The 18270-nt window shown below is 40.3% G+C and carries 20 protein-coding genes; 7 read left to right on the forward strand and 13 right to left on the reverse strand.

The genetic code is table 11. The features are described from left to right. The first annotated feature begins 259 nt into the window (after positions 1-259). On the forward strand, positions 260-409 hold the full coding sequence (locus CHI06_RS30080; RefSeq protein WP_179292791.1) for a hypothetical protein: 150 nt from the start codon (positions 260-262) through the stop codon (positions 407-409). A gap of 129 nt (positions 410-538) precedes the next feature. Beyond that, positions 539-1174 (forward strand): FMN-dependent NADH-azoreductase, encoded by a 636-nt coding sequence (locus CHI06_RS26280; RefSeq protein WP_095251602.1) that lies wholly within the window; start codon positions 539-541, stop codon positions 1172-1174. A gap of 112 nt (positions 1175-1286) precedes the next feature. Here the strand turns inward: CHI06_RS26280 and CHI06_RS26285 are convergent, their stop codons facing one another. The 13 genes from CHI06_RS26285 to uraD form a co-directional block, all read right to left on the reverse strand. Continuing rightward, positions 1287-2105, reverse strand: coding sequence for an urease accessory protein UreD (locus CHI06_RS26285; RefSeq protein ID WP_095251603.1), 819 nt, complete (start codon positions 2103-2105; stop codon positions 1287-1289). Continuing rightward, complete coding sequence (gene ureG / locus CHI06_RS26290) at positions 2106-2717, reverse strand: urease accessory protein UreG (protein WP_095251604.1); 612 nt, start codon at positions 2715-2717, stop codon at positions 2106-2108. It lies immediately after the preceding gene. Between the two features lie 25 nt (positions 2718-2742). Continuing rightward, positions 2743-3429, reverse strand: coding sequence for an urease accessory protein UreF (locus CHI06_RS26295; RefSeq protein ID WP_095251605.1), 687 nt, complete (start codon positions 3427-3429; stop codon positions 2743-2745). Next, positions 3422-3868 (reverse strand): urease accessory protein UreE, encoded by a 447-nt coding sequence (gene ureE, locus CHI06_RS26300; RefSeq protein WP_095251606.1) that lies wholly within the window; start codon positions 3866-3868, stop codon positions 3422-3424. The genes CHI06_RS26295 and ureE overlap by 8 nt, the downstream gene beginning before the upstream one ends. Positions 3869-3881: 13 nt before the next feature. Continuing rightward, positions 3882-5594 carry an urease subunit alpha gene (gene ureC / locus CHI06_RS26305; protein ID WP_095251607.1) on the reverse strand — a complete coding sequence of 571 codons (1713 nt, stop codon included), beginning with the start codon at positions 5592-5594 and terminating at the stop codon, positions 3882-3884. Continuing rightward, complete coding sequence (locus CHI06_RS26310; RefSeq protein ID WP_095251608.1) at positions 5591-5920, reverse strand: urease subunit beta; 330 nt, start codon at positions 5918-5920, stop codon at positions 5591-5593. The genes ureC and CHI06_RS26310 overlap by 4 nt, the downstream gene beginning before the upstream one ends. A gap of 33 nt (positions 5921-5953) precedes the next feature. After that, positions 5954-6256 carry an urease subunit gamma gene (locus tag CHI06_RS26315; RefSeq protein ID WP_095251609.1) on the reverse strand — a complete coding sequence of 101 codons (303 nt, stop codon included), beginning with the start codon at positions 6254-6256 and terminating at the stop codon, positions 5954-5956. Next, positions 6253-7506, reverse strand: a complete 1254-nt coding sequence (locus CHI06_RS26320; RefSeq protein ID WP_095251610.1) for an ArgE/DapE family deacylase — start codon at positions 7504-7506, stop codon at positions 6253-6255. The genes CHI06_RS26315 and CHI06_RS26320 overlap by 4 nt, the downstream gene beginning before the upstream one ends. A gap of 10 nt (positions 7507-7516) precedes the next feature. Beyond that, positions 7517-8809: a M20 family metallo-hydrolase gene (locus CHI06_RS26325; protein ID WP_257009467.1), complete on the reverse strand. Its 1293-nt coding sequence runs from the start codon at positions 8807-8809 to the stop codon at positions 7517-7519. Then, complete coding sequence (gene allB / locus CHI06_RS26330) at positions 8748-10121, reverse strand: allantoinase AllB (RefSeq protein WP_095251612.1); 1374 nt, start codon at positions 10119-10121, stop codon at positions 8748-8750. The genes CHI06_RS26325 and allB overlap by 62 nt, the downstream gene beginning before the upstream one ends. 8 nt (positions 10122-10129) lie before the next feature. Beyond that, positions 10130-10489: a hydroxyisourate hydrolase gene (uraH, locus tag CHI06_RS26335; protein WP_095251613.1), complete on the reverse strand. Its 360-nt coding sequence runs from the start codon at positions 10487-10489 to the stop codon at positions 10130-10132. After that, complete coding sequence (gene pucL, locus CHI06_RS30825; protein WP_257009468.1) at positions 10486-11433, reverse strand: factor-independent urate hydroxylase; 948 nt, start codon at positions 11431-11433, stop codon at positions 10486-10488. The genes uraH and pucL overlap by 4 nt, the downstream gene beginning before the upstream one ends. 96 nt (positions 11434-11529) lie before the next feature. Next, on the reverse strand, positions 11530-12030 hold the full coding sequence (gene uraD, locus CHI06_RS30830; protein ID WP_257009469.1) for a 2-oxo-4-hydroxy-4-carboxy-5-ureidoimidazoline decarboxylase: 501 nt from the start codon (positions 12028-12030) through the stop codon (positions 11530-11532). A 373-nt stretch (positions 12031-12403) separates the two neighbouring features. Between uraD and CHI06_RS26345 the strand changes: the two genes are divergently transcribed. The 5 genes from CHI06_RS26345 to adhE all read left to right on the forward strand — a co-directional run bounded on the left by CHI06_RS26345 (position 12404) and on the right by adhE (position 18231). Then, the gene (locus CHI06_RS26345; protein WP_095251614.1) at positions 12404-12874 is read left to right on the forward strand and encodes a nucleoside deaminase; all 471 of its coding nucleotides are present in this window, start codon (positions 12404-12406) and stop codon (positions 12872-12874) included. A 24-nt stretch (positions 12875-12898) separates the two neighbouring features. Continuing rightward, entirely contained in the window at positions 12899-14629 is a 1731-nt protein-coding gene (gene ade, locus CHI06_RS26350) for an adenine deaminase (RefSeq protein ID WP_095251615.1), read from the forward strand. A gap of 120 nt (positions 14630-14749) precedes the next feature. Further along, positions 14750-15139: an SET domain-containing protein gene (locus CHI06_RS26355; RefSeq protein WP_142301025.1), complete on the forward strand. Its 390-nt coding sequence runs from the start codon at positions 14750-14752 to the stop codon at positions 15137-15139. A gap of 168 nt (positions 15140-15307) precedes the next feature. Then, on the forward strand, positions 15308-15535 hold the full coding sequence (locus CHI06_RS26360) for a hypothetical protein (RefSeq protein WP_095251617.1): 228 nt from the start codon (positions 15308-15310) through the stop codon (positions 15533-15535). A 92-nt stretch (positions 15536-15627) separates the two neighbouring features. Beyond that, a complete protein-coding gene (adhE, locus tag CHI06_RS26365) occupies positions 15628-18231 on the forward strand; it encodes a bifunctional acetaldehyde-CoA/alcohol dehydrogenase (RefSeq protein WP_095251618.1) in 2604 nt (867 codons plus the stop codon). Positions 18232-18270: the final 39 nt, after the last annotated feature.

The following is an 18270-nucleotide window of genomic DNA, read 5'->3' on the forward strand; positions in this document are numbered from 1 at the left end:
CCCTGCGGTGATTATTCGAAGAAGCATTCCTTAGTGGAGCACAAATCAACAGCCCAATTTAACATAGCCTTTTTAAAAAATTTTATCATAAATATCAAATAAAGGTTAAATAAGGAAAAGTAAATACCAATTACTAGCACTTATATAGTAAATAATTACCATTATAAATAACATTTAGAATATTATAAATTACCTATTAATCGTGATAAATAAATAGTAGAATTATGTATACACTATATTAATGGAGGTGGATATACCTATGACAAATAGACCAATTCATTATGATGGAAGTATTCAAAACAATGAAATTTCCACAAGTAATTCAACAGCAAATGCGCAATTCACATTAACGGACGAAATGCGTGCAAACATTAGTGGAAACCCTTACTTCAGCGAAAATAATAACTAAAAATAAAAGGAATTTGCCAAACGCAAATTCCTTTTATTTTTGGTTTTTTTCTGATTTTGTATCTGCATAAACTTACATTCAATGCACAAACTAGAATGCATGCTAGATACAGAAAGGATCGATACGAAAATGACAAAAGTATTGTACATAACAGCTCATCCTCATGATGATACCCAGTCTTACAGTATGGCAGTAGGTAAAGCATTTATTGACTCATACAAAGAAGCGAATCCAAATCATGAAATTATTAATTTGGACCTTTACAAAGAGGATATTCCACATATTGATGTTGATGTCTTTAGCGGCTGGGGGAAGCTTCGGTCAGGAACGGACTTTAATGAGCTCTCCGCAGAAGAAAAAGCAAAAGTCGGCCGGCTTTCGGAGCTTAGTGAGCAATTTATTTCTGCTGATAAATATATATTCGTCACTCCATTATGGAATTTTTCCTTTCCACCTGTGATGAAAGCCTATCTTGATGCAGTATCAGTAGCAGGCAAAACCTTCAAATACACCGAAAAAGGTCCGATTGGCCTTTTAACAGATAAGAAAGCTCTTCATATTCAAGCCCGCGGTGGTATCTATTCCGAAGGACCTGCTGCAGCAATGGAGATGGGTCACCGCTACCTGGATATTATGATGCAATTCTATGGTGTGCCATCCTTTGAAGGCTTATTTGTTGAAGGGCATAATGCAATGCCTGACAAAGCCCAGGAAATCAAAGAAAACGCTATCGCGCGGGCTAAAGATTTAGCACATACGTTTTAATGCCAGAGAGCCAACATCATACGTTGGCTCTTTGAACTTCCTAAGATTTTACGTGCTGTTTTTTAGTTTACGTGCCATATTACTATTATACGTGCCACACCATTTTCCCACTTTAATATTTTCGTAAAAAGACAGGTTCTTTCCCAAGAATTTTTTTCCTGATGAGTTCGTGGGTAACACTTTGTATATGTTCTATAGCCTGTGTAGAGTTTGCAAGTACTCTTAATGCAAACCCCGGAACCGCCAGCATGGAGACACCGATTCTGATTTCAATCAGAGGCTCTAAAAGGTCATGGAGTTCTTCTAAAAATGCTTTATTCACCCGCTCATCAATGATAATCATCGTACCGAAATGCGTATATCCCTCCATATAGCCTATTCCCGTCATATCCTCATCTGGTTCTAGTTTGATATGATCAAACATAACAAGCTGCTGTTCCAAATAGACTTCCATCTTCGATTGCAGTAAGTCATAGCGAAATAGAGTGCCATCCGGGGCCCAGCCCGGTGTAAAAATATCGCAGCAAACCAGCGAAGCACCTTTGTTCATTTGAACAATCATGTTCTGCTTAAAACATGCATGCTGGTAAGCAATAACTGGATCTGGCAGATATTCTAAGAGACTTCCCTTTTTCAAATGAATGTCCATCTCTTGAATAGCTGCCTTTGTCCTTGTTTTATAAATTTTCGTGGAGGATTGTGTTGTTAACAAAACTTCCGCCTCCTCTTCTAAAACAATAGAAATCTTATAAGAATCCCCATCAACATAGCCTCCGCCAGGATTCATCACGTACCCATACGCCTCGCCGCTTGAAGTCAAATATACTGGCCTGGTTATTTTAAAAGCTCCCTCTGAATAGGTTTCTTTAAAAATGGTTTTCTCTTTTTTCCTCACTGCGGCTAGTCTTAAATATCCTGTTGGAGTAATCACTTACCCCAATCCTGCCAATAAAGCATTTTTCTTGAGCCAATCTACGACGAGATCTAGCCCTTTATCTGTTTTCAAATTAGTAAAGATATACGGCTTCTTCCCTCTTGCGGCCTTCGTATCTTCCTCCATTACTTCCAAACTGGCTCCGACATACGGAGCTAAATCTATCTTGTTGATAATAAACAAATCAGATTTAATCATTCCTTGTCCGCCTTTGCGAGGAATTTTTTCCCCTTGGGCAACATCAATGATATAAATAGAAAAATCAACAAGCTCTGGACTAAAGGTGGCAGCCAGGTTATCGCCACCGCTTTCAACAAAGATAATCGAAAGGTCCGTATGAGTTGCCTTTAATTCCTCAATGGCCGCAAAATTCATCGACGCGTCTTCTCGAATGGCAGTATGCGGGCATCCGCCAGTCTCAACTCCAATTATTCTATCAGCAGGCAGAACACTGTTTTTCATCAGAAACTGCGCATCTTCTTTTGTATAAATGTCATTGGTTACAACCGCCATCTTAAATTCATCATTTAAGGATCGCGTTAATCGCTCGACCAGCATTGTTTTTCCTGCTCCTACTGGTCCGCCAATTCCTATCCGTACTGGTTCCATCTTCTCGCCTTCTTTCAATTAAATTTCACGACATGAACAATCGGACATGCAGCTTTTCATGGCGCATTTGAGCAATTTCAATTCCTGGCGCAACGGCTCCAAAATCATCTACCTCAAAGGCTTCAATCCTTTTAACTGTTTTCAACAAGACTGGATGTATTTCAAGTAGAATCCGTTGACCGGCTGTCTGACCAAGAGGGATTCCTCGAACGCCATTTTGAACAAGTGTGGCTATCGTAGAATATAAGAAGGTTAAAATGGCTTGGTTTCTATCAATCTTTAAAAAATGGCAGATGAGCATAAAGGCTATAGCAGGATGTCCAAAAGCTTCATTTGCACGTATTTTTTTCAAATATTCTTCTAATAATGGAATGGAATAGAGATCAATTCCCATTACCACTAGTCTTTCACCTATCCGTCGATTCGCCTGCCTGGTTTCTTCCGGCATATTCTGCACAAACAATTTTCGATCGAGGTTCCAAATCTCAGCAACATCTTGATTCATTAATGCCTCAAGGGTTAAGCGACAGGCTAAGCCATCGGTATAGGCTAGTTGTTTATCCAAATAAATCCGAATCCATTCAAAAAATGTTTCTTTATTATGGACACTTTCGTCCTGAATATAGGTTTCTAATCCAAAGGAATGAGAAAAAGCTCCCGATGGAAAATTTGAATCCCCTAATTGCAGTAAGCTTAAAAGCTGACTATCCATGACTGTGACCGATATGTCGAAATGCCTTTTTTACTTTTCTTTCTTCCCTTGTATAAGGAATCTCTAATTGGACGAGCAACTCCTCAACGAGATAATCATATTGAACGAGCATTTCCTCTTCTTCAAACTGTGCAGGTAGATGGCGATTGCCCAGTTGATGAGCGATTTCACCCATTTGCTTTATACTTGAAGGACGAAGCACGAGAAGGTCATCACTCGTTACACTTACGACAATCATATTTCGTTCGTCCATGTATAAAATATCTCCGTTGAGTAAATCTTTGGGCTCCATTAAGCGAATTCCCAATTCTTTTCCATGATCTGTTGTCACGCGCTGTATTCGTTTTACTAAGTCATCACTTGATAAATAAACTCTTTCTATATGCCTGCCCGCGGACGAGATATCGTCCACGTTTCCAATGATCTCAGTAATAATCATAGCTTCGCTCCTCCTAAAATAAGAAATAACGCTGTGCCATCGGCAGTACTTCTGCAGGTTCACAGGTTACAAGTTCTCCATCCACGATGACTTCATATGTTTGCGGGTCTACTTCAATTTTGGGCATTTCAGCATTGAGCTTCATATCCTTTTTTGAAAGTTGACGGGTCCCATGTGCAGGTTTGATTTGTTTTTTCAGCCCCAATTTTTCATGAACACCAAGATCAATCGCCGCTTTTGACAAGAAGGTAATACAGGTTGAATATTTTGCTTTTCCAAAGGAAGCAAACATCGGACGGTACAAGACAGGCTGTGGAGTAGGGATCGAAGCGTTTGGGTCTCCCATCAAACTGTGAGCAATCATGCCACCTTTGATAACAATCTCAGGCTTAACACCAAAAAAAGCTGGATCCCAAATCACCAAATCAGCCAGTTTCCCAATCTCAATGGAACCAACTTCATCGGAAATCCCATGGGTAATTGCTGGGTTAATGGTATACTTAGCGACGTATCGCCTCACACGGAAGTTATCTCCAATACCTGTATCCTCAGGCAATTTCCCTCTTTGTTTTCTCATTTTATCTGCTGTCTGCCAGGTCCTTGTAATCACTTCACCGACACGACCCATTGCCTGCGAATCTGAACTAATCATACTGAATACGCCCATGTCATGGAGAATATCCTCTGCCGCGATGGTCTCTTTACGTATACGCGAGTCAGCAAAAGCGATATCCTCTGGTACATCAGGGTCTAAGTGATGACAAACCATGAGCATATCCAAATGCTCATCTAATGTATTTTTAGTATAAGGACGTGTCGGATTGGTTGAGGAAGGAAGAATATAAGGGTAGCTTGCAACTTTAATAATATCAGGGGCATGTCCTCCCCCAGCCCCTTCAGTATGGTAAGTATGTATGACCCTTCCATTAATGGCAGCCAGCGTATCTTCGACAAACCCGCCTTCATTTAAGGTATCGGTATGGATGGCAACTTGGACATCGAATTGATCAGCCACCCGTAAGCAGTGATCAATAGCTGAGGCGGTCGTCCCCCAGTCTTCATGGAGCTTAAGCCCAATGACACCTGCATTCACCTGCTCGATTAACGGTGCTTCAGATGAGGAATTACCTTTTCCTAAATAACCAAGATTCATCGGAAATTCTTCTGCTGCTTCCAGCATCCGGTGAATATTCCACTCACCGGGAGTACAAGTCGTCGCATTGGTACCAGTAGCAGGACCAGTGCCTCCTCCAATCATTGTCGTAATCCCAGAGGATAAAGCTGTTTCAATTTGCTGAGGACTGATGAAATGGATATGGGCATCAATACCTCCGGCGGTGACAATCATTCCTTCGCCTGCAATCACTTCTGTTGATGCCCCAATAACCATATCCACCCCATCCATAACTAGTGGATTACCGCTTTTTCCAATTCCTGAAATTCTGCCATCTCTAATCCCGATGTCTGCCTTATAAATTCCTGTGTAATCAACAATAATTGCATTGGTGATTACCGCATCGAGTGCCCCATCAGCACGTGTAGCAAGCGGATGCTGTCCCATCCCGTCACGAATAACTTTACCGCCGCCAAATTTCACTTCATCCCCATAAATGGTATAATCCTTTTCAATTTCTATAAATAAATCGGTGTCAGCTAGTCGAATGGCATCCCCCTTAGTAGGACCAAACATGTCTGCATATTGTTTTCTAGACATTTTGAAACTCATGTCGGGTCCCCCTTTTTCGGTTCCAATGGACCATCGGTTTTATTATTTAGACCATAAACTTCACGCTTACCTGCAAATGGAACCAGCTCTACCTCTTTTGCATCACCCGGCTCAAATCGGACAGCAGTCCCTGCCGGAATATTTAAGTGTTTTCCATATGCTTCCGAGCGTTCAAATTGGAGAGATCTATTCACTTCAAAAAAATGAAAATGGGAACCTACTTGTACAGGACGGTCCCCTTTATTTAGTACCAGCACCTTAGAAGTTGGTCTTCCTTGATTACAGACAATAGGCTCATGTCTTAATACATATTCTCCAGGAATCATGCAATTCTCCGCCTTTACTATTAAACTAGCATTTTACCGAATCGGTTCATGAACGGTTATGAGCTTTGTGCCATCCGGGAATGTGGCCTCTACCTGAATATCTCGAATCATTTCCGGTATCCCTTCCATCACGTCATCGGTGGATAAGATTGTTGTCCCTTCACTCATCAACTGGGCAACGGTTTTTCCATCTCTAGCGCCCTCCATAATTTCATAGGTTATGAGGGCGATCGCTTCAGGATAATTTAATTTCAATCCGCGGTCCTTCCTACGCCTTGCCAAGTCTGCCGCGACAACAATCATTAATTTTTCCTGCTCGCGCTGGGTTAATTTCATGATTTTCCTCCTGCTAATAAATCATAAAGCGTAGAAGCAATGATTTTGGTAGCAGCCTGTAAATCAGTAAGGCGAATATTTTCATCTGCCCGGTGTCCATTTGCCTCTTCTAACACTTTTGGTCCAACTCCAAACATAATCGTGGGAATTCCTGCTGCAAAGAAGTGGCGAGCATCTGTATATAACGGTACTCCGTGAACAGGTAACTCACCCTCCTCATTCAAGACCAATTTCCAATTTTCAGCCAACGATTGAACCAATGGAGTATTCTCCGGAACTGGTCCAAAGCTTTTTGCATGAAGAATTTTTCTTATCTCTATTTTTATCCCAGAAATGCCTGCTACCGCTTGATGAACGAGTTCTCTAAATTCAGCTTCTGCAGCAACAAAGTCCTCTTCTGGGATTAATCGCCGATCCACCCTTATGGTGCACTCATCTGGTACCACATTCGTATTAATTCCTCCTGAAATGAGTCCCACATTCAGAGTTGGAAAGTCTATGCCTTGTACTGATGATTTTTTTTCTGCAAGTGTTTTCCGATAATCATATAAAGCATTTACGATTTTAGACGTCGCCTCAATCGCATCTATTCCAGTATGAGGGAGGGCAGCATGTGCTGACTTTCCAGTTGTTTTGATTTCAAAGTGTAAACAGCCATTATGCGCGTTAACAGCCGAATAGGTAAAACCTGCTACGATGGCTTGATCAGGTTTAATATGCCCTTGGTCAATGAGCCATTTAGGACCTATTTCTCCCCCTGTTTCTTCGTCAAACGTAAAAGCAAGGTCTACTCTCCCGGATAGCTGTTCTTTAACCTGGTTCAAAGCAAGCACTGCATAGGTATAAGCAGCAATATCAGACTTTGACACAGCCACTCCCCGTCCATACATTTTTCCATCATGAATTTCTCCCCCATATGGGTCTACACTCCACCCTAATCCAGGAGGAACCACATCTCCGTGCGCATTTAATACAACATTTGTCCCTTCTCCATCGCCAAATACAGAGGTAGCTAGGACATTAGCCAGACTAATCATTCCATTCGCCTTCACAGACTCCTCTTCTACTTCAAGGAGAGACACATTTTCAAACCCAAGTTCCTGAAGCTGTTTCTCTAAAGAGGTGGCAATTGGTAAACAATCACCAGCCGGGTTATCGGATGGTATTTGCACTAACTTTTTCAAAAAACGGACTAAATCTTCCTCATGGTCCTCTATCCACTGTATTAGCCTTACTTTATCCCGATTCATAATATCCTCCTCAGCGGTTGTACGCTAATTGATGTAATAATTGTATGAGTACCTCTAAACCTGTTTCTAAATCTTTTGTTGAAGTATACTCGAGTGGAGAATGACTACTACCACCCTGACTGGGTACAAATAGGATTGTCGTTGGGCAAACTCGTGCAAACAACTGAGCATCATGACCCGCACCGCTATTCATTCTATAGAAGGAAATAGCGCTGCTAGTACAGATATTTTGAATGATTTCATTAAGCTTGTTATCCATCTGGGCTGGCTGAACTTCATGCCACATTTCCACATGGATACTCAGATCCCTTTTTTTAGCGTGCTCTTGAAATTGCTGACTAAATTGCTGACAAAAGGAACGTAAAACACTTTCGTTGGGATGTCTCGCATCCACTGTAAACTGAACCTGATTAGGAATTACATTGGGTACATTGGGTTCTACAAATAGCTGTCCAACACTTGTTATTAGATCCTCATCGTATTTTTTAGCAATTTCATATAAGTCATGAATCATGTTGACGGCTCCGTGAAGAGCATCTCGTCTCCATTTCATAGAGGTTGTACCAACATGATTGGATTCTCCATTTACAGTAATTCGAAACCTTTTTTGACCAACAATGGCTTTTACTATGCCGATTGATTTTTCTACTTTTTCAAGGGTGGGTCCTTGCTCGATATGTAGTTCAATAAAGGTTTGAATATCCTTTCGGACCCTATATTCAGAATTTCTAAATCCAGCAGCCATCATGGCTGTTTCAAAGATAATTCCCTCTGAATCCTTAATATCCACAATATCTTTATAAGAATATAGACCAGTCATCATGCCTGAGCCCCACAATGCCAACGGAAAGCGGCTCCCTTCCTCTTCACAAAATGAAACCACCTCAAGGTTAATGGCTGGCTGTCCATACTTCTCTTTTAAAAAGTCTAAAGCCATTATTCCAGCTATAATTCCATATGCGCCATCATATTTACCACCTGATTTAACGGTATCGACATGTGATCCAATAAGGATTGTCTTGGCATTGTGATGAGGCGAAGGCAATCTCCCGAATAAGTTTCCAATAGAATCATAATTTGTTAGCAGCCCTGCATCCTCCATCCATCCCTTCAAGGCTTGCTGGGCTTCTTTCCAAGGCTGGGAATAAAGTGTCCGAGTTACACCTCCATCTGGCTCTCCCCCAAATGAAGCTAACCACTCAATTGCCTCTTCTAGACTAATGGGGTATTGACCCATAAATTCACTTCCTTGACTGAATATATTGACCATACTTTTCTTCCGGTACCCCTGTTTGGTCGTCATAAATTACTTTTCCTCGTAAAATGGTCTTCTTTACTTTTAACAAAAAATTTCTATTTTCATAGGGAGAATATTTATTTCGAAAAGCAATCGAAGGCTGGGCGACAAACGTTGTTTCATCCAAAGAAATCAAGACCAAATCCGCATCCAATCCAGGGCGAATTCTTCCTTTATTCTCTGATATTCCAAAACGATCAGCCACATTAGCAGTGCCCAATGGGAGTAACTCTTTAAGTGGGATTTTCCTTTTCAATGCCCCATCCAGTAATGCAAGCCAAGTAAATTGCACCCCCTGAATTCCACCCCATGCATCCCAAATGGAATCAGTGTTTTTCATGGAATAGAGACAGGGCGAATGGTCGGAGCCAATTGTATCAATCCAGCCATTGGTGATACATTCCCATAATCCTTCTACTTCTTCCCGTGGTCGGAGCGGCGGTGCACATTTAAGAATGGCACCTGTTTTCAGGAAATCTTTTTCATCAAAAATTAAATAATGGGGACAGGTTTCAACGGTAACGTTCATTCCACTTTTCTTTGCTTGTTGAATCAGTTCAACTACTTTTGGCGAACTAATATGAACCAAATGGATTGTCGTATCATATTTTGCAGCTAACTCTAGTGCTGAGCTGACAGCCTTTTCTTCTGCAGATATTGGCCTGCTGGCGAGAAAAGCCATTCGTTCATTCATGTTATTTTGATTTTTATAAAATGTGGTAAGACTATTAATCTCCTCTTGCCATTCTGCATGTAGAGCGAGGATTTTATTTTGTTCTGCAGCAATCTTCATTGCCTGTTCTAATTGATCTGGTGCGACATAGGGAAAGTCATCGATGCCGCTATCTGACATAAATGCCTTCCAGGCAATAATTCCCTCAGACATTTGAGCTAGTTCTGCTTTATTTTGAACGTTATTGCCAGTCATGCCGCCCCATAGTGCATAGTCAATAAAAGACTTGGAGGTTAAATAGTCTCTTTTATTTTGTAGACTTTTCACGTTTGTCACGGATGGGGAACAATTCAAGGGCATATCAAAAATAGTGGTGGTTCCACCAATGGCTGCGGCAGTGCTGCCGGTCTCAATTCCTTCCCAATTCGTCCGGCCCGGATCGTTAAAATGAACATGCGAATCGATAAATCCTGGTACCACTAGACAACCACAAGCATCTATAAAATTGTTCTCGTATTCTTTTTGTGGTTCGATTTCACTATCATATAGAGCCTCTATTATGCCATTTTTTATTTTTATACTAGCAAATCGAAAGCCTTCACTCGTAAAAACATATCCATTTTTCACCCAAAGTTCTGTGTTCATTTTCCCTCCTAACTCCCTCGATAAGTACTATACCCTCCTGGTGAAATCAAAAGCGGCACATGATAATGGGAAGCCGGTTCTGAAATACCAAATCGTACAGGCACACAGTCTAGGAACGAGGGATTTTCAGTGGATGCTCCTCGATTTCGGTAATAGTCTCCAACATGGAAATGAAGTTCATAGACACCTTTTTTCATATATTCCCCTTCCAAAAGGGGGTGGTTTAATCTGCCATCTTCATTCGTATAGAAAGATCGGATCGTTTCTATCCCTTTATTTGGACCAACACGTACTAACTCCACTAACACACCGCTAGCTGGCTTTCCTATGCTTATATCGAGGACATGCGTTGTCAGCTTCCCTGTCATTTACTAGGGTCCTCCTTGAGGTCATCACGGTTCATTGAAAAACATTGGAATCCATATGGGGGGCGGGGTTCAGTAAATACTTTCCCTTCTTCCGAAGCAGGAATTTCATCCAGGATGGTTTCCCATGTACGGTTATTCGATTCAAAACGAACCTCCGCTAACTGTGGAAAACGTTCTAGGATTCTAGTACCGATTCGGTAAATCAGATTTTGGATGGAGGGAGAGTTTTCCTCATGAAAGACCGTATAAGCTATATCTCTTACCTGCTCTGCTGCCACATAGCCATCAGTTGTATTTCCTCTTGCATCCTCGAGATCGTTATAATGCCAATCAATATTTAAAAAGATAAACAGCGGGCGATCAAAGGATTCCGGCAAAGTTGTATATTCATCCTTCACGTAGCCATAGAACGAGCTCCCTTTTACCTTAATCAATTTCAGACCCTTTAAACTGCTTACTTGATTGGCAGTGATGGTTTCGCTTTTATTACGTTTTACCTCAACAGTGGCACCAGCCTGTTCATTTAATGAATATCGAAATACGAGCGGACTTGGTTCAAAGGTACCATTTGTGGGAACAGGAAGCTCTTCAAAGGAAATTTGTTCTCCTGAGATGCTGATGCCTGTCATATGGGAATAGGTTTCAAGAAAGCGGTGGGCGACAAATTCAAGGAATCCTTCTTGTGTCGCACCCTGATAATCTCCTGCATGCTTGAGGATGAAGTTTTTCATTGAATCCGTTGCGACCACTAATGTATTATCGCCTTCTTTAAATGAGGAAAAAAATGCTTCACCTTCTACAGCGACTTTTACATTCATGCCAAACAGAATGTTTTTTCGGCCGGTGAAGGTGGACTCAGGAATAGAGCGAATTCCCGTTAACGGCTTAGCGTAGGTCCGATAAACCCAAACATCTGCTTTTCCGTAGCTCATCGTTCTTTTCATATACGTAGCCTCCTTTTGTTTTTTGAAAGGCTTAATATAAAAGTTCATGGTTACCACTTTTCTTATTTTCTTTGGATTTCGGTCATCATGAAGGCTTCATCCTACGAAAATATCATTCAATCTAAACCCTGCAATTTTATACACTTCACGTAAAGCGATGTTAAACTCTTCATCGTAAGAGTTATGAACCCTTCGCTTCATTGCAGCAAGGATACTTTCTTTACTCTGACCTTTCACGGCCATAATAAAGGGAAAATTAAATTTCTGTACATATTGCTGATTGAGGGAAACAAAGTCCTCAAATTCCTCCTTCGTGAGATGATCAAGCCCTGCACCAGCTTGTTCTTTTTGAGAAATCTCAGACATTTGTAATCTTGTTCCTAAATCTGGATGAGCACGCAGTAATGCTAACTGCATAGTTTCCTCCGCATTTTGAACAATGTCTATCATCGTTTGTAGTAGGTGTTCACGAGATTCAAAAGGGATATTTTCCCACGCAGCCGAAGCCACCCACGGTGAGTGCTCAAACACCCAGCCTACTTTTTGGATAAACTCCTTCCTGTTCATTTGATTTACTTCCTCACAATTTAAACCCATGCCTCACCTCTCCCTTCCAGCTGGTCTGCCATACAGCTGTCTTACTGTTAAAACTATATATATTCTAGATTTCTTAAAAATACATCTACTGTTCTTTCTCAATTTTTATTAATCTCACATAATGGGTCCGATTAGGTGTCAGCTCTTAATGATTAGCAAACTCGTCCAGCCATTTTTTCCCTATACTACCCAAATGCCGAAATAGTATCCACATAAGTGACATATAATCTACCATAGTTTTTTAAAGAGTCGTGCCATAAAAAGTATGACAACAAACCTTACAACAAGAAAGAAATTCTATGTGTATTAGAGAATAATGTAGTTCAGGTTATATAGATATGAATAAAAATATACGAAAGAATGGAGAGGTTACATGTCAGATTTTCATTTTATGCAAAAAGCAATCGATGAAGCACTTCAGAATGTCCTAACCAATCACGGTGGACCATTTGGAGCCATTGTGGTGAAGGATGGAAAAATAATTGGGGTTGGACGTAATGAAGTAACCTCCTCTAACGATCCAACTGCACATGCGGAGGTCCAAGCCATTCGCGCGGCCTGCAGCTATTTAAAGGATTTTCAACTGACAGATTGTGAAATCTATACGAGCTGTGAACCTTGTCCAATGTGCATTGGTGCTATTTACTGGGCGAGACCGAAGGCTGTTTATTATGCTTGCACAAAACAGGAAGCGGCCAAGATAGGGTTTGATGATCAGTTCATTTATGAGCAACTTGAATTACCAATGGAATTTCGAAAAATACCCATGAAGCAACTTTTTCCTGACAATGGTGATATTCCTTTTCGAACATGGGAAAACTCAAAGAATAAAGTAGAATACTAATTCATAGTTAGAGGGTGTTGAGCAATGGAAAGAAATCAATTAACCCGAAGAATTTCAGTGGCTTCAGGAAAAGAACCTGCGGATACCGTTGTTAAAAATGGCAGGATTATTGATGTGTTTAACGGAGAAATAATAGAAGGTGATATCGCAATTGTAGATGGATATTTCGCAGGTGTCGGAAAATATGAAGGAAAGCATACTGTGGATGCAAACGGACGGTATGTACTTCCTGCCTTCATTGATGGTCATGTTCATATTGAATCGTCCTTGGTGGCACCAAGTGAATTCGCTAAAGTCCTTCTTCCTCATGGAGTTACGACAGTTATAGCAGATCCCCATGAAATCGGGAATGTTTTAGGTGCTCCAGGTATTCAGTATATACTCGATTCTTCAGAAAACCTTCCTTTCGATTTTTATATTATGCTTCCCTCTTGTGTTCCAGCCACAAACTTTGAAAACTCAGGTGCAATTTTAAAAGCGGAGGATTTAAAACCCTTTTATCAACATCCACGAGTCCTGGGATTAGCAGAAGTTATGAATTTTCCTGCAGTCCTTCATGCTGAGGATGATATGCTGAATAAAATATCTGATGCGAAACGATTTGGCAAAAAAGTCGATGGCCATGCCGCGGGATTGTCTGAGAGAGATTTGAATGTGTATATGGCTGCTGGTATTGTGACAGACCATGAAAGTACCACAGCTTTAGAAGCTAAAGAGCGCCTTAAGAGCGGAATGTATTTAATGATTCGTGAGGGTACTGTTGCAAGGGATTTACGCAATTTGATTCCGGTTGTAAATCAGTACAATTCCCGCAGATGTTTATTTGTTACAGATGACAAGCATTTAGATGACCTTGTGCTAGAGGGCAGCATTGATCACAACGTAAGGCTGGCGATTGCAGAAGGACTATCCCCTATAACCGCTATTCAAATGGCTACCATCAATGCCGCTGAATGTTTCGGGCTTCAAGAAAAGGGAGCAATCGCTGCAGGTTACAAAGCAGATTTTTCCTTCGTGGATGACCTGGAAACAATCAGAATATCACAAGTATACAAGGATGGAATGGCAGTCGTCCAAGATGGAAAATTGATAATTGATGGTAGTAATAATCATAAGAATGCTTTGGAAGAGTCAGTCCATTTTGATGATATCGTGGAAAGTAATTTAAATATTCCTTTATCCTCTAAAAAAGCTAATATCATCGAAATCATTCCTAACAGCCTTATCACACGGCATATTGCGGAAGAAGTGGATCTCTGTGATCAAGGACTCTTCCAGACCTCAATTACGGCTGATCAATTAAAGCTAGCCGTAATTGAGCGCCATCATATGACCAAGCAAATTGGTTTAGGAATTGTCAAAGGCTTAGGGTTAAAAAGTGGTGCTATTGCCACCACCATTGCCCATGATTCACATAATCTCATTATCGCTGGCACCAATGATCGTGATATGGTACTAGCAGCAAACACAATTAAAAAAATGCAGGGCGGGATGATTGTCATTAAAGATGGCCAAATCCTCGCATCATTAGAATTGCCCATTGCAGGATTAATGTCTGACCGCCCTTACCGGGAAGTATATGTGAGTCTAAATAGCCTTCATATAGCTCTCGAAAAGATTGGAGCAAACAGTCATTTTAATCCCTTTTTAACTCTTTCCTTTTTAGCTCTTCCTGTCATTCCGGAACTAAAACTTACGGACAAAGGCTTGTTTAAGGTATCAAAATTCGAACATATTACGATCAGTTCTGATTAAATTTTGAGCCTATTAGACATACTATCATGCGAGTTAACCGAAAACGGTTGCTTTCAATGCAATTACCTGTCAAACTAAAAGGATAATTGATTTCAAAGAAAGTAAATGTAGGTGACGATCATGATAGAAATAAAAATATCAACACTCAGCGATGGGGAGTTCAATAGAGGCGTTTTCGCAACACGTGATATAAAAAAAGGCGAACTGATCCATGAAGCACCCGTTATCGCCTATCCAAATGCGGAGCATGAACACATTGAAAAAACATTGCTTGCTGATTATGCATTTGAATATGGGATCAACCATACATGCCTTCTCTTAGGTTATGGCATGCTCTTTAATCATTCCTACCAGCCAAATGCAACTTATGAGATAAATTTTCCAAACCATACCTTTGACTTTTTTGCATACAAAGACATTAAAGCAGGCGATGAGATTCTTATCAACTATAATGGCGATGAAGAAGATCAAGAACTGCTTTGGTTCGATAAAGAAAAACAAGATAACTAACAGCCCATCAATTGGGCTGTTTTTTTTTGCCTCCTGTCCTCCACTTAGGTAAAAAGGACCATTTTTGATATAATTGTTAATATTTCAATGTTTGTTCAATATTTCACAAACTTTTATCCAAAATCGGTGTTATTATAAATTTATAAAGAGCACAAGGAGTGATATGACATGATGCTATGTGAATGGAAATCCTTTTCAACAGATTCTGAAACGTATACACAAGAAACGTTCGAAGATACTGTTGGTGATGAATTTGAGGCAATGATGTTCAAAGACAATGAAAACATTCCAAGTTATATATGGACAGTAAACTTTGTCATCATTGTAAAAAAATATTCAAAGGTCCTTACTGACATATCCTTTGAAAAGATACCACGTAACCCTGTCTGCGAGTAACAATGTAAGTCATATATATTCTGTTTGTAATTATTTTTTTATAAATACTTGTGAAATATTTCACAAATCTTTAAGTAATGGGAGGAATTAAAATGGCAGTGGCAGAAAAAATGAGCAAGGATATACAAAGTGTAACTACAATGGTGGATACCTTGGTGGAAAATGGACTAAAAGCTTTAGAAGAATTCCGCAGCTTTGACCAAGAAATGATTGATACTATTGTGAAGCAAATGGCCTTGGCTGGCCTTGATCAGCATATGCAGCTTGCAAAACTTGCTGTTGAGGAAACCAAACGAGGCGTTTATGAAGATAAAATCATTAAAAATATGTTTGCAACTGAATATGTCTATCATAATATCAAATATGATAAAACAGTCGGTATTGTAAACGAAAACGAACACGAAGGAATCATTGAAATTGCAGAACCAGTTGGTGTAATCGCAGGTGTTACACCAGTAACAAATCCAACATCGACAACTATGTTTAAGGCGCTTATATCAATAAAAACGAGAAATCCAATTGTTTTTGCCTTCCATCCATCCGCACAAAAATGCAGCAGCGAGGCGGCAAGAATCCTTAGGGATGCAGCGATAAAGGCAGGCGCTCCTGAGAATTGCATCCAATGGATTGAAACGCCATCTATTGAGGCTACACAAGCACTGATGAATCACTCAAAGATATCTATGGTTCTTGCAACTGGCGGTGCAGGAATGGTCAAATCCGCTTATAGCTCTGGTAAACCAGCCCTCGGTGTTGGACCTGGAAATGTTCCATGCTATATGGAGAAATCAGCCAATATCCATCAAGCAGTGAATGACTTAATTCTATCAAAGACTTTTGACAATGGAATGATTTGTGCATCTGAACAGGCAGTTATTATTGATCAAGAAATTTATTCTCAAGTCAAAAATGAAATGATTGCAAATAATTGTTACTTTTTAAATGAAGAAGAAAAAGAAAAAGTTGAAAAATTAGTTATTAATGAAATTTCATGTGCCGTTAATCCGAATATTGTTGGAATGGCTGCAAGTAAAATTGCTGCATTGGCAGGAGTAACCGTTCCCGAAAACACAAAAATCCTTGTCGCTGAATTAAAAGGCGTCGGACCAGGATACCCGCTATCAAGAGAAAAATTAAGCCCAGTCCTAGCGTGTTACAAGGTCAGCAGTCTTGAAGAAGGCCTAAATAGAGCAGAAGAAATGTTGGAATTTGGCGGTTTAGGACATTCTGCAGTCATCCATTCCCAGGACCAAAATGTTGTTAAGCAGTATGGCTACCGGATGAAAGCAGGACGTATCATTGTCAATGCCCCATCTTCACAGGGTGCCATTGGTGATATTTACAATGCTTATATGCCTTCACTAACACTTGGCTGTGGTTCATACGGTGGAAATTCTGTTTCCACTAACGTTGGTGCGATTCACTTAATCAATATTAAAAAAGTAGCCCAAAGGAATGTTAATATGCAATGGTTTAAAGTTCCGTCCAAAATCTATTTCGAGAAAAATTCAACACAGTATTTAGCTAAAATGCCGAAAATTTCTAAAGCATTTATTGTAACGGACCCTGGAATGGTGAAACTAGGCTATGTTGATAAGGTACTTTATTATTTAAGAAAACGCCCTGATTATGTTCATTGTGAAATTTTTTCAGAGGTAGAACCAGATCCATCCATTGAAACGGTTATGAAGGGCACCGAAATGATGGCTAAATTCCAGCCTGATGTAATCATTGCCCTTGGCGGCGGCTCAGCGATGGATGCTGCCAAAGGTATGTGGCTATTTTATGAAAATCCAGAAACAGAATTTTTTGGGTTAAAACAGAAATTTCTCGATATCCGAAAACGAATTGTAAAATATCCTAAGTTAGGTGAGAAGGCACAATTTGTAGCTATTCCAACTACCTCAGGAACAGGGTCCGAAGTTACGTCATTCTCAGTTATTACCGATAAAGAAGCAAATATTAAATATCCGCTCGCCGATTATGAATTAACACCAGATGTAGCGATTATTGATCCACAGTTTGTAATGACTGTGCCTAAACATATTACGGCAGATACGGGAATGGACGTATTGACTCATGCGATTGAGGCTTATGTTTCTTGTATGGCGAATGATTATACAGATGGCCTTGCGATGAAGGCAATCCAGCTTGTATTCGAATATCTGCCTAGAGCTTATCGAAATGGCAGTGATGAATTAGCACGTGAAAAGGTGCATAATGCTTCAACGATTGCTGGTATGGCGTTTGCGAATGCCTTCCTTGGTATCAATCATAGCCTTGCCCATAAGCTTGGCTCAGAATTCCATATCGCTCACGGACGTGCAAATACAATATTACTGCCACATGTCATTCGCTATAATGCTGCCAAACCGAATAAGTTTACAGCATTCCCGAAATATTCACATTTTGTTGCAGATAAGCGTTATGCGGAAATTGCAAGAACCCTTGGACTGCCTGCGAATACCACGGAAGAAGGAGTTGAAAGCCTTGTTCAAGCAATTATTCGCCTTGCAAAAGAGCTTGAAATCCCAATGAGTATTGAAGCAAATAATATTGATGCTGATACTTTCGAAAGCAAGGTTGACTACCTCGCAGATAAAGCATTTGAAGACCAATGTACCACTGCTAACCCTAAGCTTCCTTTAGTAACAGAATTGGCAGAAATTTACCGTAAAGCATATAAGGGAGTTTAAAAAAGTTCTATGAATTCAAGCGAAAAAAGCCATCTAGAA

Source organism: Bacillus sp. 7884-1, from assembly GCF_002272245.1.
GTDB lineage: Bacteria > Bacillota > Bacilli > Bacillales > Cytobacillaceae > Neobacillus.